Below are 17,309 nucleotides of genomic sequence, written 5' to 3'. Positions count from 1 at the left end.
CTCAATGCTTTACACTTTCGAACTGTTGTTATTATTTTTTATTATAATTTTTATTATGGTGCAGTAATAGAAACCTTATGACCATTTACTCCATTCACCGGCATCGGCATATGCTGTTCTTCGGCCTGCACCAGCTTTTTAAACAGCGTTAGCGACTGCGCCACTACCTGGTCCATATTATAATATTTATAAGTGCCTAAGCGGCCTGCAAAATAGGTGTTGGGCGTAGCAGTTGCCAGCAACTGGTATTTTTTATACATCCTTGCATTTTCCTGTGTGGGAATGGGATAATACGGATCGCCTTCATCTTTTGGATACTCATACACAACAGACGTTTTCGGATGCTTTTGCCCCGTGAGGTATTTAAATTCGGTAATACGTGTGTATAAATGCTCATTAGGATAATTAACCGTGCCCGTGGGCTGAAAGTGTTCTGCATCCACCGTCTCAAACTGAAAATCGAGTGAGCGATAAGGCAGTTTGCCATAGCAATAATCGAAGAAGCTGTCTATTGGCCCAGTAAAGATGAGTGCCTTATGCGGTATCATGCCTATTACTTCTTTATAATCAGTATTTAGCATGATTTTGATGTTGGGATGTGCCAGCATCTTTTGAAATAGCTGCGTATATCCATGCAGCGGCATTGCCTGGAACGTATCGGTAAAATAGCGATCATCTTTGTTGGTGCGGGTTGGCACGCGCGCTGTTACCGATGCATCCAATTGCGAAGGATCGAGTGCCCATTGCTTGCGCGTATAACCCCTGAAAAACTTTTCGTACAACTCCCGTCCTACTTTACTTATTACTACATCCTCCGATGTTAAGATCCGGTCTACCGGCTCTGCCTTCGACTTTAAAAAGGCATCTACTTCATCCGAAGAAAGATTTAGCCCGTATAGCATATTAATCGTATTCTGATTAATAGGAATAGGCACCATCTGTCCATCTACACTCGCTAATACGCGATGCTCATACGGGCGCCATTGTGTAAACTGTCCTAAATATTCAAATACTTCTTTGGAGTTGGTATGAAAAATATGCGGGCCGTATTTATGTATTAAAATGCCATCGTTGTTGTAATAATCATACGTATTGCCGCCAATGTGGTCGCGCTTATCTATAATTAATACTCTTTTATTGGCTTTGCTGGCAAGTCTTTCTGCCAGTACACTGCCCGAGAAGCCGGCACCTACAATCAGGTAGTCAAAGCCTTGCTCGTTTTTTTCTTTCCTTTTATAATTATTGGCAAAAAGTGCCTGCTTTGCCACCAGACGGTCATTAATCAGTTCCATCATCTGCTGCCATGTATTGTCCCACGAATTATTGGCAAGAAATGCATCCGACTTGGCCAACCAGACTGTTTTATCTGTTGCCGCCAATTCCTTTTTGGCCTGTTGTATAAACTCTTCGGGCGAATGAGTTATATGCACCAGTTCTTCCACACCATAAGGATGCACTACATCTCTGATAGCAGTAGAAATAACCGGGATACCGGCAGCCATGTATTCCGGCGTTTTGGTAGGGCTGATGTATTTGGTAGATTCATTTAGCGCAAAAGGTATAATGGCAATATCCCAGCCGCTCAGGTAAGCCGGCAATTCATTGTACGACTTACCACCTAAATAATGTATGTTGTTGTATTTAGGCAAGGTTGCAGGATCTATTTTCACTACCGGACCAATCAATACAAAATGCCAGTCGGGCTTTGCGGCAGCCACTTTTTCAATCAAATCAATATCAAAACGCTCATCTATTACCCCATAAAAACCCAGCCGTGGGTGCGGAATAGCTGTCTGGTCGGCAGGCTCCTCTTTATAATTTCTTGCTTTGGCAAAATGATTTTTATCTATACTGCTCGGGAAAGGATAGATATGTGCATGCTGGTCTTTTTTTGCTTCATACAGGCTGTGCCCGCCGGTAAATACCAGGTCGGCTTTACCCATTAGTTCTTTCTCTAATTCTTTAAGCTGCGGTGGCGCAAATTTGAACGAAGACAACTCATCCATGCAATCATATACCGTAAGCATGGGCGTAAAATGATTGCTGAACTGCAGGGCCATAGGTGTATAATACCAAAACAGGTAACGGCTGATGCTCCGGTCGCTGAAAAGGCGGTTTAATATACTTCGCTGCCTGCTTGCCACATCACCATGAGCACCTTTTTTTAAATGCGGTACCACTACCCACACTTTCTCCTTGCTTTGTTGAATAACATAATCATCATCGGCATCGGTGTACATAGGTTCTTCTATGTAAAAAACACGGTAAACAGAGGCGAACCTGCTGATTAAATGTTGTGGACGCTGATAAACAAAGTTCCATCTGAGATGTGCAAAGCAAATAACATCCATAGAGTGTTTTTCTGTTTTTTAGGTTATATATAAAAATAAAAGATACAAATCCTGCTGATAAGGTAAAACTTAAACCGGCCAGGGGTAATATTATAGTATTCCTAATAATAGTGCCATTTTTTAACATTGATAATGCGTATTTTATATAACGTAAATATTAATATATTGTGGACACTGTGTATTGTGGCATGGCTTGCAGGCGTTTTGCAGCCTCCATCTTCAATAAGTGTACCCGGCGACAAGGGGGTAAACACATTAAAAGGCTTTGTTAGCTTCAAAAAGCCAAGTACGGTACCAACAAAATATAAATTAAGAGTATGTTTTAAACGGGTAGGAATATCACAGGTTGTATTCGGGGCAATTTTTTTGTGTAGTTTAATACTACAATCAAATTCTGCATTTGTCATGCTGACGAAGGAAGCATCTGAGCTTAGTCATAAATCAAAGTTTATCTAATGATGGTATATTTATACTGCACAGATGCTTTGTACCTCATCATATCGATATAAGAATATATAAAAAATATTCAGAACAGTAAGGTGAGATATTACATCACAACTGTTGCCAGACAGAAGCTTCCTATTTTAAACTTCCATCGGTGAGCGTCCTCGCCTGCAGGAAAATAAAATACAGTTGGCGGTGCATTAAGCATCTTTCATCAATTGCAACTGATCAAGTTCATTCGTGATCAGGTCAACTTCATCTTGGCCGAGGCTTATCCGCATTGTTCTGGCATTTTCCTTTGCCTGCTTTGTATTGCGTGCACCAACCAGTGCAATGGTAATGCCCGGCTGTGTTATTGTCCAGCGCAAAACAAGCTGCCCGAGTGTTGCCCCTTTAGCGTCAGCTATAGGTTTAATTTTTTGCAAAAAGGCATCGGTGCGGCGCAGGTTTTCATCTTTAAAAAAGTACAGGTTGGCGCGGTGGTCCCCTTCTGCAAACTGGTAACCCGGCTTCATCTTGCCGGTAAGTAAACCCCGTTCCAATGGGCTGTAAGCAAGGACAGATTTATTATGCTCTATACAATAGGGTACCACATCTTTTTCAATGTCGCGCTTTACCATACTGTAAGGCACCTGATTACTGGCAAGGCGTATGTATTTACGGGCTTCCATTAGTTGCTCCACATTGTAGTTGCACACGCCTGCTTCCCGCACTTTACCTTGTTTTATCAGCTCAGCTACAGTTTCCATCGTTTCCTCTATGGATGTGGTTTTATCAGGCCAATGAATTTGGTACAGGTCAATATAATCGGTACCAAGACGGCGCAGGCTGTCTTCACATTCTTTAATAATGCTCTCGCGGCCGGCATATTTGTAAATGTCAATGTCTTGTCCCTGGTTGTTTTTACTTTTAAAAGCAAAGTCGCCTTTCGCCACATCCCATCGCATGCCATATTTGGTGAGTATTTGTATTTCATCGCGCGGAATGCCTTTAATGGCTTCGCCTACAATTTCTTCGCTTTCTCCCTGCCCGTAGATAGGGGCTGTATCTATTGAAGTAACACCTTCATCGTACGAGGCACGTATGGCAGCTATGCTCTCCTTACGCTCGTTGCCACCCCACATCCAGCCGCCGGCTGCCCAAGCGCCAAATGTAATAGCCGACAATTTAAGGTCGGTAGTTGCTATCTGTCTGTATTGCATATTGGGTATGTTTTTAGTTGATCGTTAAGGGTTTTTTTGAACCATACAATCACGAATGATGTAAAGGTTCGCTAAGATTTATTTACTATTTTTTGTGTTGTTTTGTATTTTCTGGATTTTGTGGTTCAAGTTATTCTTTTTCCTGTAAATATTTCAATATTGCCATTGCATCCTCTTCTTCATATTTATCCAAAGCAGCCTGATAAGTATCGTGCAGGGTATTGGCAAGTGGTGTTGTAATGCCGGTGTTTTTGGCAAGGCGCAGATCTTTTGCATAATTTTTTACCGAGAAAGCCGGTGCATAATTACCCGATAAAATAACCGGCGTTTTGGCTTTGGTAGTACCATTGGCACAGCCACCTTCGTTTACAATGGTTAGCATGTCTTTAGCATCTATGCCATGCTGCTGTGCAAACAAAACCGTTTCTGCCAGCCCTTGCATATTAAAGCCAACCAGCAGATTGATAGCCAGTTTGGCCACACCGGCACTGCCATAATAGCCTAAGTGCATTACCATTTTGCCAAGACAATCCAGTATTGGTTTTGCGCTGTTAAATACGGTTTTAGGACCGCCGGCAAGTACAATTAATGTTGCATCTTCGGCGGGTTTTACACTGCCCGATACCGGTGCTTCTAAGTAGGCTATGCCTTTGTTATTACATTGCTGCGCTACCTGCTTTGTGGTCTCCGGCGAAATAGTACTGGTGTTAATAATTATTTTACTTTGGTTGGAAATAGCAGCTGATAACAATCCATCTTCACCATTAAAAACTGCTTTTACTGCCGCATCGTCCGATACCATTACAAACACCACTTCACAGGATTGCAACAGTTTTGCAGGGCTTTCTGCTGTTTGTGCACCTGCATCGGTCAGTTCTTTTTCTTTACCCGTAGTGCGGTTGTAAACGGTTAATGGATAACCTGCTTTCAACAGGTTTCTACACATGGGTATCCCCATATTGCCAAGGCCTATCCAGCCTAAAGTTGTTTTGCTCATGATAAAAAGTAAAGCGTTATAAATAAAAAGATATTGCTGCTGATGCCCCCGTTGCGTATGCAGTTGCGGCTGTCTGCAGAAGTTATATGCTGATCATGATTTTTGTGCAACAAAAGACGGACAAGTATTTATAAAAATAAATATTAAATGTACACGCAACTTCATACAAGCGTTTTAGAAAAAATGATTGTAGTACAATATAATAAAAACCGTTGCATTGCTGATAGCGGGTACAGGCAAATACCTGTTGCCTTCAAAACCACAACTGGAAATTCAAAAGATACTTTGTTTATAGAGGCTGTTGTATGTGCTCTTCTTTTCGGCCGTAAAAAGCAGCATTACTCACTTATACAGCACACCTAAACATTATAAAACTTATACAAAAATATATCCAACTATTTATAAATAAGAAGACGCTACCGCATTACTTCTGTATTTACCATACCTATCTGATATTACTTTCACTTTCTGCTATTTTGCCAAACGTAACCAGCTTAAAATTATATGCAATAAAAAGGAATACTTCTTTATTTGAGGCTGCTTACAATTTTTAGCACCTTATTTTTGTAGCTTATGATGACAGCAGAGCAGCAGCGGTTAAAGGTAAATGCAGGCAAGCAGGTACCTCTGGAACAATGGGGACCTTATTTATCAGAAAGAGAATGGGGCACCGTACGCGAAGACTACAGCGAGAACGGCGATGCCTGGAATTATTTTCCATTTGATCATGCCAACGGTCGCGCCTACAAATGGGGCGAAGACGGGCTTGGTGGCATTTCTGATTATTTTCAAAACCTATGCTTTAGTGTGGCGCTCTGGAATGGCAAAGACAAAATTTTGAAAGAGCGCCTGTTTGGATTGGGCAACTACGAAGGCAACCATGGCGAAGATGTAAAAGAATTGTACTATTATTTAGACAATTTGCCTACACACTACTACATGCAAATGCTGTATAAATATCCGCAGCAGGCATTTCCCTACGACGATTTGATAAACACCAACCGGCATCGCAGCAAGCTGGAGCCGGAGTACGAAATACTGGATACCGGCATTTTTAAAGACGATAAATATTTTGATGTTTTTATTACTTACGCCAAGCATAGTAAAACAGATATTGCCATAAAAATAGAGGTGATAAACCGAGGTAAAATACCGGCGCCCATTACTGTGTTGCCTACTCTTTGGTTTTATAACCGCTGGAGCTATGGTGGGCTGGAAACTAGACCGGTGTTGAAGGAAATAAATGAATACACTGTAAAAGCCACGCATGAACGGTTAGGCGATTATTACTTTTATTTTGGCAGACCAGATGACCGCTTTTTTACGGAAAACGAGACTAATACGCAAAAGCTGTTTGGCAAGCCCAATGCTACCGGCATTTGTGTAAAAGATGCTATCAACGATGCGGTAGTCAACAATAAAAATGTAGAAGAATTGCGCAAATCGAAGCAGGGCACTAAGTTTTCGCCGGTATATAAAACGGTGGTGCCTGCGGGTGGCTCAAAAGTGTTTTATCTGCGCCTATGCGATGAAATGAAGAGCTCGCCTTTTGCCAACGGCTTTGAGCAGGTATTTGCGCAGCGCAAGCAGGAAGCTGATGAATTTTATGCAGCCATATTACCAAATAATGTTTCTGCCGACCGCTTGCTGATACAGCGGCAGGCACTCGCGGGACTGCTGTGGAGCAAGCAGTATTACCACTACGATATTGAGCGCTGGATTTCTACCGGCGATGGTATTTCGCCCATCAGCTATCAACGGCAGCATGGGCGCAACCACGACTGGTTGCACCTGAAAAACCAGGATATTATTCTTATGCCGGATAAATGGGAATATCCCTGGTATGCGGCGTGGGATTTGGCTTTCCATTGCATACCCATGGCACTGATAGATCCGGTGTATGCGAAACACCAGTTGTTGCTTATTATGCGCGAGTGGTATATGAAACCCGATGGGCAATTGCCAGCTTATGAATGGAACTTTGGTGATGTAAATCCACCGGTGCAGGCGTTGGCTGCATTGGAAGTATATCGTATAGAAAAAAGGAATACGGGAGCAGGTGATATTGATTTTCTGAAGCGTATTTTTCAAAAACTCATCATCAACTTTACGTGGTGGATAAACCGTAAAGACCCCAATGGAAACAACATTTTTGAGGGCGGCTTTTTGGGACTTGATAATATAGGTGTGTTCAACCGCAGTATGCAATTGCAGGGGCAAATGGAACTGGAACAGGCAGACGGAACCAGCTGGATGGGCATGTATGCACTGAACATGATGGATATGGCTATTGAAATTGCCATGAACGACCCATCTTTTGAAGATACCGCTACCAAGTTTTTTGAGCATTTTGTACTGATCGCCGAAGCGCTCAACGAGCTGGGCATGTGGAACGATGAAGACAAATTTTATTATGATACGCTGGCAATGATTAATGCAAGCCCCATCCAATTGCGTATTAAATCTATTGTAGGGCTTACCTCGTTGTTTGCCGTTTCCATCATCGAAACGAATGTGCTGCAAAAACTGGATGATTTTCAAAAACGCATTACCTGGTTTGAAGACTATCGAAAGAAAAACAATAAGTTTTGGCCTAATGAAGAGCGTGCCGAGGAAAATAAAATATTACTTTCATTAATACCTAAAGAAAGATTGGTTGCTTTGCTGCAGCGTATGCTCAGCGAAACAGAATTTTTGTCGCCCGGCGGTATCCGCGCCCTCTCCAAGTACCACGAAAAGTATCCTTATTCTGTAAATATTGAAGGCACCGAGTACACCATCCAGTACGATCCCGGCGATAGCACGTCTAACTTTTATGGCGGCAACAGCAACTGGCGTGGCCCGGTGTGGATGCCCATTAATTATTTAATCATAGAGTCTATCAGTAAGTATGGCGATTTTTATGGTGATGGATTAACGATTGAGTATCCTACCGGATCGGGCAATTACCTCAATCTTAAACAAGTAGCCGGTAAGTTGATAGACCGCGTAGCCAGTTTGTTTGAAATAGATGCGCAAAACCAGCGCCGTTTGCATGGCAATTACAACTGGTTTTACAGCAAACCCGAAAACAGGGATTTGATATTGTATTTTGAATATTTTCATGGCGATAACGGGCATGGTTTGGGTGCGAGCCATCAGAGCGGCTGGACTTCGTTGATCGCATCGTTGCTAACAGAACAAGCACAAACAAAGCCGGGATATAAACAAGAAGAAAAAGTAGTGATAGATGAAGAGGAAGAAGTGGCCGAAGAAAAGGGAGTTTAATTGAAGTTTTTTGAACCGCGAAGATACACAAAGGTACTAAGGAGCACGAAGTACAGAAGCAATCTTTTGAATTAATGAGATAGATAGGGTTAAAGAAAATGAATGAATCCATTAGTATAACAAACCTTCTTTTATAGCCCACGGTTTAAACCGTGGGCTATAAGTAATGGTGAATCAAATTAATAGCAGTTTAAACCGCTTATTCTAAAATGAATTGCTATTTCTTGATGACAGTTCAACAAACTTTTACAGCAACACACCCTGCAGAAAAATATAAGCTACGCTGAAGTAAATAACAATGCCCGTAACATCTACCAAAGTTGCTACGAATGGCGCTGAAGAAGTGGCAGGGTCGGCACCTAATCTTTTGAGAACAATAGGCAGCATAGAGCCGGAGAGCGTGCCCCACAGCACCACGCCAATGAGCGAAAAGCCAATAGTAAAAGCAATCAGTAGCCAATGCTCGCCATATACATCTTTAATGATGCCATAACTCATCATAAAATGCCAGAGCCATATTCTGCAAAATCCAATAACTCCCAGGATAGCGCCCAGCAGCAGTCCGCTTAATATTTCGCGGCGCATTACACGCCACCAGTCAGCAATGGTTATTTCGCCAATAGCCATTGCCTGTATAATTAATGTGGAAGCCTGCGAGCCGCTATTGCCGCCGCTACTCATAATAAGCGGAATAAAAAAAGAAAGTACCAGTGCTTTTTCTATTTCGTCGGAGAAAAAAGTCATGGCCGTTGTAGTAAGCATTTCACTTAAAAACAATACAATCAGCCATACCACCCGTTTTTTAATTAGCTTGTGCAGTGCAATATCGAGGTAAGGTTCATCCAGTGCTTCGGTACCACCAATCTTTTGAATGTCTTCGCTATATTCTTCATCTGCCACCCAAAACATATCATCTATGGTTACAATGCCCAGCAGAATGTTGTTGTCGTCCGTTACCGGCAGTGCCACACGGTTATTCATTTTAAATACCTGGCTTGCCTGCTCCTGGTCGTCGTGTACGTTGAGTGCAATAATGCGTCCGTCTATCAAATCTTCAATACGCTTGTATGGCGGGGCTAAAATAAGGTCGCGGATACGCAGGTCATCAATCAGTTCACCTTCTTCATTTATCACATAAATCACATCAATGGTTTCGCTGTTTTTAGCCACTTTGCGTATGGTGGCAAATGCCTCTTCTACCGTTTGATATTTATATACATACACATAATCGGGCGTCATCAGCCTGCCCACACTGTCTTCGGGGTAGCCGAGCATCGAGAGTGTTATCTTTCGCTCTTCATGATTGAGCAGTTTAATGAGGTCGCGGATAGCCGCTTTGGGTAACTCTTCCAAAAAGTCGGTACGGTCATCAGGCGGCAGTTCGTTGAGTAGTTCGGCCGTTTTGTGCGGCGGCATTTTTTTAATGATTCTTTTTTGCGGGCCGATGTCTAATATTTTAAACACACCCGCAGCACGGTGCACCGCCATGTTTTCGATAATGACTTCTTCGTAATCTTCATAATCATAAATCAAATCAGCCACATCGCTGATGTTGAGATGATTAAGGAACTCACGCAATGGGGCTTTATCCTCACTGTTTATCAGTTCTTCAAACTGCTCATTGATTGAAATTTCTTCGGCTTCAGTGCTCATGTGCGCAAATTACTTTGTAGCTGTTAAATAAAGCATTGTGATATAGCTTATTTGTTTATTTTCGGCACTTACTTAACTAATCTGTTGGTTTATTATGATATTACCCTCTATAGACGTTACAGTTGCAGGTAACAAAGGCCGTGGTGTATTTACCAGCAAAAGAATACCGGCTGGTACGGTAATAGAAGTGTCGCCGGTGCTGGTGCTTACTGCCAAAGAACGCAAACAAATAGAAGGCACCAAACTGTACCATTACATTTTTGAGTGGGGCGAAAGCCGTCGCCAGGCCTGCGTAGCCTTTGGCTATGTAAGTATGTACAACCACGATTATACCGCCAATTGTGAGTATGAGATGGACTTTGAAGAGCAGATTGTAACGGTGCGCACCGTGCGGGACATTAAAAAAGGAGAAGAGCTAACTATTAACTACAACGCCAGCCCGAACGATAAAACAAAGGTGTGGTTTGATACGGAGGAGTAGCTGTGTTATGCGAGCGGCAGGGAAGTAATCTGTTGGTTGTAGTATAATTAAAACGGGCTATTAATAGTATTGATTTGGAGCTGTTTAGCCTGTCAGGTTAAGTATCCGGTATTGCAGTTAAGTTATTAACAATAATTCATGCATAGTACGGATTGCTTCTCTATCGCTTACGATAATGTAATAATTACACTGTATTTAAACATTTAATTATTACTCATCTTCCGCACCCTTCCATTCTCCAGCCTGTACTTTTCTCCACTTCCCTCACACACTGCAAAACCTTCTTTATCAAATTGCAACTTGCTTCCCCATTCGCTCATCCAGCCCGCTTGTCTTGCAGGGTTGCCAATCATTAGCGCATACGGCAACACATCTTTGGTAATAACTGCGCCGGCGCCAATAAAAGCATATTCACCAATCGTATGTCCACAAACAATAGTGGCATTCGCACCAATAGTAGCACCACGCTTTACCAATGTAGGTTTAAACTCCTGCTTGCGGCTGATGGCACTGCGTGGATTAATCACATTGGTAAATACCATCGAAGGACCTAAAAACACATCCTCTTCGCAGGTTACGCCTTCATAAACGGTTACATTATTTTGCACTTTTACATTGTTGCCTAGGGTTACACCACGGCCAATCACTACGTTCTGGCCAATATTGCAATCATCGCCGATGGTGCTGTGCTGCATAATGTGGCAAAAGTGCCAGATATGCACGCCTTTGCCAATAGTGCAAGGCTCATCTATGTAAGAAGATGGATGAACATAATAATCCTGGTTATTCATAATTCGTTATCAAATTTATACTTTACATTCATCCGCCCGTTTCAAAGTTGAAAAGCAGCAGCAACAAACGTATGAAAGAACGATATTATTCCCTGGATGTTTTCAGAGGCGCTACGGTAGCGTTTATGATTATGGTCAACAACCAGGCAGGTACGCCTTATAAGCCGCTCGACCATGCACCGTGGCATGGCTGCACGCCTACCGATCTGGTGTTTCCTTTTTTCTTATTTGCTGTAGGCAATGCCATGGCTTTCGTAATGCCGCGTTTACAGCAGGCAGGCACACCGGCTTTTTTGGCAAAAGTATTCCGGCGTACGCTGCTCATTTTTGGCATTGGGCTTTTCTTAAACTGGTGCCCTTTTGTGCGCTACGACGCTGCCGGACATTTGGTGGGTAAAGGCTGGGAGTGGATTAACGGCGATGGGCAACTTGCCGGTATTCGTGTAATGGGTGTGCTGCAACGTATTGCTTTGTGTTATCTTTTTGCTTCGCTGATTATTTATTTTTTCAAGCCGCGTGGTGCGTATGTTACTGCTTTTATTCTCCTGATGCTGTATTGGGTATTGTGCGCTATGCTGGGCGATAAAATGGACCCATATAGCCTGCAAGGATATTTTGGAACGGCAGTAGATAAATGGGCTTTCGGCGCCGCGCACATGTATCATGGCGAAGGCGTAGCTTTTGATCCCGAAGGTTTGGCAAGTACTATTCCGGCTATTACACAGGTGATCTTTGGCTATTTTGTGGGTCAATATATTCAGCTCAAAGGCAAGAACTATGAGATGCTGAGCAACCTGTTTGTTGCTGGTTTGGTATTGATGTTTGCCGGTTATTGGTGGGATATGCTTTTTCCTATTAACAAAAAAATATGGACGAGCAGCTATGTGATATATACTACGGGTTTGGCTATTGCCATATTATCGGTGGTTATTTTTATTATTGAGTTTAAAAACCGGCGTGGCTGGCTCTCGCAGTATTTTAATGTATTTGGTAAAAATCCGTTGTTCATCTTTTTCTTAAGTGGTTTTTTACCACGCGTGCTCGCATTGATTCGCATACCTAATAGCGTAAATGCTGCGGGTGTACCGGCTTATACATCGCCTTTTGGCTGGTTTTATTTACATATTTGTAAGCCTTTATGGGCTGATGAGCGTGCTGCTTCGCTGTTTTATTCAATATGCCTTATCATTTTCTTTTGGCTGATTGGTTATATATTAGACAGAAAGAAGATTTATATACGGGTATAATATTGAGGTTAAAACGGATGGACCAATTAAAAAGTTTAGTAGCCTTTTATATTCAGGTTCTCAATAATAATGCTTATCGCACATAGAAAAGTTAAGTAAACGGATATCCTTAGTTTAATAGTACTAACCCAAGGCTTTAGCTCAATATCGTTTAATGGAGTATTGTATTAAGCTCCTTAGGAGTGGTACGTTTATAGTTTTAAACGCATCGCTCCTACGAAGCTTATCTTAATGGCATTCGAAATCTTAGGTTATATTCTTCCAATATCTTCATCAACTGATTTTTTCCATTTACCTGTCTCCCATTATCTGTGCATATCTGCGCCATCTGTGAGAAAAACATTCACATTAATCTACGGATGCGATGATTCATAATAGAGCTTGCCCGTATTCCACTTTACGCATTCTCTCATTAATGTCAAATTACTTTACTTTGCCGCAGTGAAAAAACCGGTAGTTCAGATTATTAACCGTTCGCCCAATCCGTTGCCGCAGTATGCCACGGCAGGCGCTGCTGGTATGGATATTCGCGCACACATTCCGGCACCCGTTACTTTACAACCTTTGGAGCGGAGTTTAGTAGCCACAGGGTTGTACATCCAATTGCCCGATGGCTACGAAGCGCAGGTGCGTCCGCGCAGCGGTTTAGCCATCAATCACGGTATTACCTGCCTCAATAGTCCGGGCACAATTGATGCAGATTATCGTGGCGAGATAAAAGTGATATTAATCAATTTATCGAACGAGCCGCACACCATTCGGCCCGGCGATCGGATTGCCCAAATAGTTATTCAAAAGGCGGAGCAGGTAGAATGGATGGAAGTAAACGAAATTATGGAAACAGCAAGGGGTGCTGGCGGCTTTGGGCATACGGGAAAGGAATAAATAACAGGTTAAGCATTGTAAAAACTACAGCTTCTTTTTAAAGCAGCTATTTTAATAACAAGAATGAAAAAACGTATTCGTATTATCAATCGCATTGTAGCTGCAGGTTTTTTTTTAATGGTAGCGTTTGCTGCCTGCCGCCCTGCAAAAAAAGTGCAGCGCATTGGCGCCGTTATTACTACAAAAGATACTGCATCTGCCGTTGCGCCCGATACCGCTGCCAATAAGGTAGATACTGCCCAAATAATCAGGAATATTGTTGACACATTAGGTAATCGTACAATTAACTTTAAAACATTTACTGCCAAAGTAAAAATGGACTACGACGGTAGCGAAGGCAACGGACAGGCTACGGTATATTTGCGTATGCAAAAAGACAGCATCATCTGGCTGTCGCTCACCGGCGCTTTTGGTATTGAAGGTTTTAGAGTCATTATTACTAAAGACAGCGTAAAGCTGATGAACAAGCTGGATAAAGTGGTACAGTTTAGATCTATACAATACCTGCAGGATTTGACACATGTGCCATTAGATTTCGATAACATGCAGCATATTCTTATCGGCAATCCTATTTATCTTGATAGCAATATTGTTTCGTATAAATATAGTGATGATGCTATTTTAATATTGATGGCAGGAGATGTATTTAAAAACCTGCTTACTTTAGACAAAAACACGTTGCTCATGCTGCATAGCAAGCTGGATGATATTGATCCCGATAAAAACCGCACGGCTGATATTACCTATAGCAATTATGATAAAGTGAATAATTTTTATTTTTCTACCGTGCGCAAAATATCGGTAGCAGAAAAGGCAAAGCTGGATGTTAGTCTCGAGTTTAAGCAATATACTTTCGACCAGCCGCAAACTTTTCCATTTAATATTCCAAAAAGTTATAAAAGCAAATAATAATTAACAGCTATACAACGTACTGTACACACTGCAGGCAGTTAATTTTATTAATCCTTACAAAACGGTTTACATGTTTAAGCAACTGGTAGTTTTAGTAATGATGCTGGCAATAGGTGCCACAGCAGCATTTGCCCAGCAAACAAAAGAAGAAATACAAAAAAAGCAACAACAATTGCAGCGCGAGCTGGCTGACCTGAACAGTACGCTTGCCGACATTAAAAAGAGTAAAAAGCAATCGCTTAGCCAGTTGGCGCTGGTGCAGCGCAAAATAAAAGCACGCGCAGAACTGGTTAGCAGCATCAATAAGCAGTTGCGCAATATTGATGATGAAATTTACCACAATAACCTCGATATTTATCGTTATAAAAAAGAACTGGATACATTAAAGGCAAATTATGCCAAGAGTCTCGTGTTTGCCTATCGCAACCGCAGCAGTTACGATTATCTCAACTTTATTTTTTCGGCCAACTCTTTCAATGATGCTATGAAACGCGTGACTTACCTCAGAAGTTACCGTCAATACCGCGAAACGCAGGTGGATAATATTTTGAAAACGCAAAACCTGTTGCAAACCAAAATGAGTAACCTGAAAGCAAGCAAGACCGAAAAGAGCAATACGCTGCAGGAGCAGGGCAAGCAGCTAAAGCAAATGGAAGCCGACCGCAAAGAGAAAGATGAAGCAGTACAAGACCTGAAAGGGCAGGAAAAAGAACTGGCTTCGCAAATACAGGACAGGGAAAGAACCCGTAAAAAACTGAACAACCAGTTGCAGGAAATCATTCGCCGCGAAGTAGCCGAAGCAAAGCGCAGAGAAGCAGAACGCCAGGCACAAATAGCTAAACAAAGAGAGGAAGAACGCAAACGCAAACTGGCTGAACAACAGGTACAGCAAGCCCAGGCAGCCAACAACGGCGCTGCCAACAATGGTGCTGCTACGCCTGCACCCAACAATACTACGGCGGCTATAGCCCCGCCAACTACTACAACACCGGCACGTAATAGCAACCGTACATACAGCGCGCTGGAATCAACGGAAGAAAACCTGACGGCTTCTATAAACTTTGAAAATAATCGCGGACGCTTGCCTTGGCCGGTAAATGCAGGTACTATTGTTATACCATTCGGTGTTTATGAAATTCCAGGTACGCCATTGCATGGTACCAGCGACGGAATAGATATTGCCGTGCCAACCGGTACAACCGTAAAATCGGTGGCTGACGGCGAAGTATCGGCAGTGGTGGACTTAGGTGACGAGCGGATGGTGGTAGTGCGGCATGGTAAATATTTTACTACGTACAGCCATTTAGCAACTGTAAGTGTAAACCGGAACGATAAAGTACATGCCGGCACTGTAATAGGAAGGGCTGCCAACAGTGATGATGGCGGCGGTATGGTTACTTTTATGGTATCTAATGAACAGGGCAATTTCTTAAATCCTACAGGCTGGCTAAGCGGTAAATAAATGGATGGAGGTACAAGAGATAAGAGGACAGCATCAAGATATACATTACGAAAAAGAGTACAAGATTCAGGCTACAAGGCTAAAACTAAAAGCACCTGCAAACAGTTTTGCAGGTGCTTTTAGTTTTAGAGAAATATAGCTATTTAAAATGCTACTGATTGTTCAATCCTCTGCCGGTTTTATGCTGCAATTCATCTATGCGCCTGGAGGCTTCTGCCTTGGTGAGGTTTTCGTCAAACTCCTCATTTGCCTCGTCCGACAATGTTTTTAAATAGCTTTTTTGTGCGCCGGTCATTGGCTCATCGCTGGTTGTCCATTCATCCGGATCTTTTTGGGTATTAGAGCCGGAAATGTTGGTGTTGGCTTGCGATACCTGGTTCTTTTCATTTTTTGCCATAATGCTACAATTTTTAGCAAATAATAAAACAAAAAGCAAACCAATATTGGTGCATTAACTTAATGTTATCAATTGTGTAAAATGTACACAATACAAAAAAGTACCTTACCTTTGTGCCGTCAAAAATAAAACATACAGCCTTACACCAAAGCTTAGTAGTCAGTACCCGCCGTAAGGTTTTCCCGCTTGCTTCCAGTTTTGCTTGTTTCATATTTCATAAGATTGCTGCTATAGCGCCATTGCTTTGCCTGCACGAGACCTTGCTATAGTAAAATTTTTCCGGTTGTTGCCTTTTATTGATTAACAATTAAAAAAGCAATGTTTATGAAAAAGCAAGTATTAAATTTTAGAAAAGCAATGTTAGTAGCCGTATTAGTAAGTACCGCATCACTTACTGCTATGGCAGCACCAGCTACGGGTAAAAACGAAAAGACCAATCAAAACAACATCCAGTACGTAGAAACGACCGACAATGGAATCGTATTCAATGTAAAATACGATAATGCAGAAGCTGCAAAGTTTGACCTCATTATTAAAAATGAATATGGCGATGTAGTATATCAGCAAACGTACAATGATAAAAACTTTGATAAAAAAGTAGTGCTGGTGAAAGAGCCCGGCGAGGCCCGTCTGACCTTTATCATCAAAGGTGCTGATACTTACAAGCAATCGTTCGACATTACTACCGTTACCAGAACTGTGCAGGAGGTAGTGGTTAAAAGTTCAAAATAAGAGTCGTTAGTACGCATTTGGAAAGATGTTCAGGATTAACCAGATTATCGGAGTAAGATCAATTAAAGCAAAAGTTCCGGCCAATGAATGGTCCGGAACTTTTTGTTGCCTGAACCGGGATTTTTTGAGATAAGTGAGATAAGCAGGATTGGAAAAAATATACAATGGATGAATCTATTACTATAATCAAACCTTCTCTATAGCCCACTATTTGAACTGTGAGCTGGATGTTAGTAAAAAATGCACATAAATGGGTTCAGCCGTTTTTATGTTATCTCTGCGTACTTCCTGCGTAAACTTCTATTCCCCGGCGGTAAAAAACGTACTCGCTTACATGCCCAGCAGGTATTCTTTAGTTGCAGTGTGCGACGCCTCTGCAGCCTCATTATTGTACTACAAGCTTGTACCGCAAAAAAGAAGAAAACACCACCAGGTGTTTTCTTCTTTTTAATATAAATGAGTATGCTTCTTTTAATACTATTTTCAAA

The 17,309-nt window shown here is 42.0% G+C and carries 13 protein-coding genes; 7 read left to right on the top strand and 6 right to left on the bottom strand.

The genetic code is table 11. The features are described 5' to 3' along the window. Window positions 1-53: 53 nt before the first annotated feature. The 3 genes from glf to FC093_RS05950 form a co-directional block, all read right to left on the bottom strand. Entirely contained in the window at window positions 54-2,351 is a 2,298-nt protein-coding gene (gene glf / locus FC093_RS05960; RefSeq protein WP_137260836.1) for a UDP-galactopyranose mutase, read from the bottom strand. A gap of 644 nt (window positions 2,352-2,995) precedes the next feature. Beyond that, the gene (locus FC093_RS05955; protein WP_137260835.1) at window positions 2,996-3,997 is read right to left on the bottom strand and encodes an aldo/keto reductase; all 1,002 of its coding nucleotides are present in this window, start codon (window positions 3,995-3,997) and stop codon (window positions 2,996-2,998) included. A gap of 130 nt (window positions 3,998-4,127) precedes the next feature. Further along, complete coding sequence (locus FC093_RS05950) at window positions 4,128-4,994, bottom strand: NAD(P)-dependent oxidoreductase (RefSeq protein ID WP_137260834.1); 867 nt, start codon at window positions 4,992-4,994, stop codon at window positions 4,128-4,130. 573 nt (window positions 4,995-5,567) lie between these two features. Between FC093_RS05950 and FC093_RS05945 the strand changes: the two genes are divergently transcribed. After that, window positions 5,568-8,261 (top strand): MGH1-like glycoside hydrolase domain-containing protein, encoded by a 2,694-nt coding sequence (locus FC093_RS05945; protein ID WP_317129042.1) that lies wholly within the window; start codon window positions 5,568-5,570, stop codon window positions 8,259-8,261. A 246-nt stretch (window positions 8,262-8,507) separates the two neighbouring features. Here FC093_RS05945 and mgtE read toward each other — a convergent pair whose 3' ends face one another. After that, a complete protein-coding gene (gene mgtE, locus FC093_RS05940; RefSeq protein WP_137260833.1) occupies window positions 8,508-9,914 on the bottom strand; it encodes a magnesium transporter in 1,407 nt (468 codons plus the stop codon). Window positions 9,915-10,008: 94 nt separating this feature from the next. On the opposite strand from mgtE, the gene FC093_RS05935 reads away from it, so the two are divergent. Beyond that, a complete protein-coding gene (locus FC093_RS05935) occupies window positions 10,009-10,395 on the top strand; it encodes an SET domain-containing protein (protein WP_137260832.1) in 387 nt (128 codons plus the stop codon). A gap of 203 nt (window positions 10,396-10,598) precedes the next feature. Here FC093_RS05935 and FC093_RS05930 read toward each other — a convergent pair whose 3' ends face one another. Then, window positions 10,599-11,186 (bottom strand): acyltransferase, encoded by a 588-nt coding sequence (locus tag FC093_RS05930; protein WP_137260831.1) that lies wholly within the window; start codon window positions 11,184-11,186, stop codon window positions 10,599-10,601. A 71-nt stretch (window positions 11,187-11,257) separates the two neighbouring features. Between FC093_RS05930 and FC093_RS05925 the strand changes: the two genes are divergently transcribed. From FC093_RS05925 to FC093_RS05910, 4 genes are all read left to right on the top strand, one after another. After that, window positions 11,258-12,433 carry an acyltransferase family protein gene (locus FC093_RS05925; protein ID WP_137260830.1) on the top strand — a complete coding sequence of 392 codons (1,176 nt, stop codon included), beginning with the start codon at window positions 11,258-11,260 and terminating at the stop codon, window positions 12,431-12,433. A 441-nt stretch (window positions 12,434-12,874) separates the two neighbouring features. Further along, window positions 12,875-13,318: a dUTP diphosphatase gene (gene dut / locus FC093_RS05920; protein ID WP_137260829.1), complete on the top strand. Its 444-nt coding sequence runs from the start codon at window positions 12,875-12,877 to the stop codon at window positions 13,316-13,318. Window positions 13,319-13,381: 63 nt separating this feature from the next. Then, window positions 13,382-14,227 (top strand): DUF4292 domain-containing protein, encoded by an 846-nt coding sequence (locus tag FC093_RS05915; protein WP_137260828.1) that lies wholly within the window; start codon window positions 13,382-13,384, stop codon window positions 14,225-14,227. A 73-nt stretch (window positions 14,228-14,300) separates the two neighbouring features. Beyond that, window positions 14,301-15,692, top strand: a complete 1,392-nt coding sequence (locus tag FC093_RS05910; RefSeq protein ID WP_137260827.1) for a murein hydrolase activator EnvC family protein — start codon at window positions 14,301-14,303, stop codon at window positions 15,690-15,692. 151 nt (window positions 15,693-15,843) lie between these two features. Here the strand turns inward: FC093_RS05910 and FC093_RS05905 are convergent, their stop codons facing one another. After that, complete coding sequence (locus FC093_RS05905) at window positions 15,844-16,089, bottom strand: DUF3072 domain-containing protein (protein ID WP_137260826.1); 246 nt, start codon at window positions 16,087-16,089, stop codon at window positions 15,844-15,846. A gap of 324 nt (window positions 16,090-16,413) precedes the next feature. On the opposite strand from FC093_RS05905, the gene FC093_RS05900 reads away from it, so the two are divergent. Beyond that, window positions 16,414-16,821, top strand: a complete 408-nt coding sequence (locus tag FC093_RS05900) for a hypothetical protein (RefSeq protein WP_137260825.1) — start codon at window positions 16,414-16,416, stop codon at window positions 16,819-16,821. Window positions 16,822-17,309: the final 488 nt, after the last annotated feature.

Origin of the sequence: Ilyomonas limi (assembly GCF_005233845.1) — a bacterium.
GTDB lineage: Bacteria > Bacteroidota > Bacteroidia > Chitinophagales > Chitinophagaceae > Ilyomonas > Ilyomonas limi.
The sequence above is the reverse complement of the archived record's forward strand: the minus strand, read 5'-3'. Positions and strand labels throughout refer to the sequence as shown.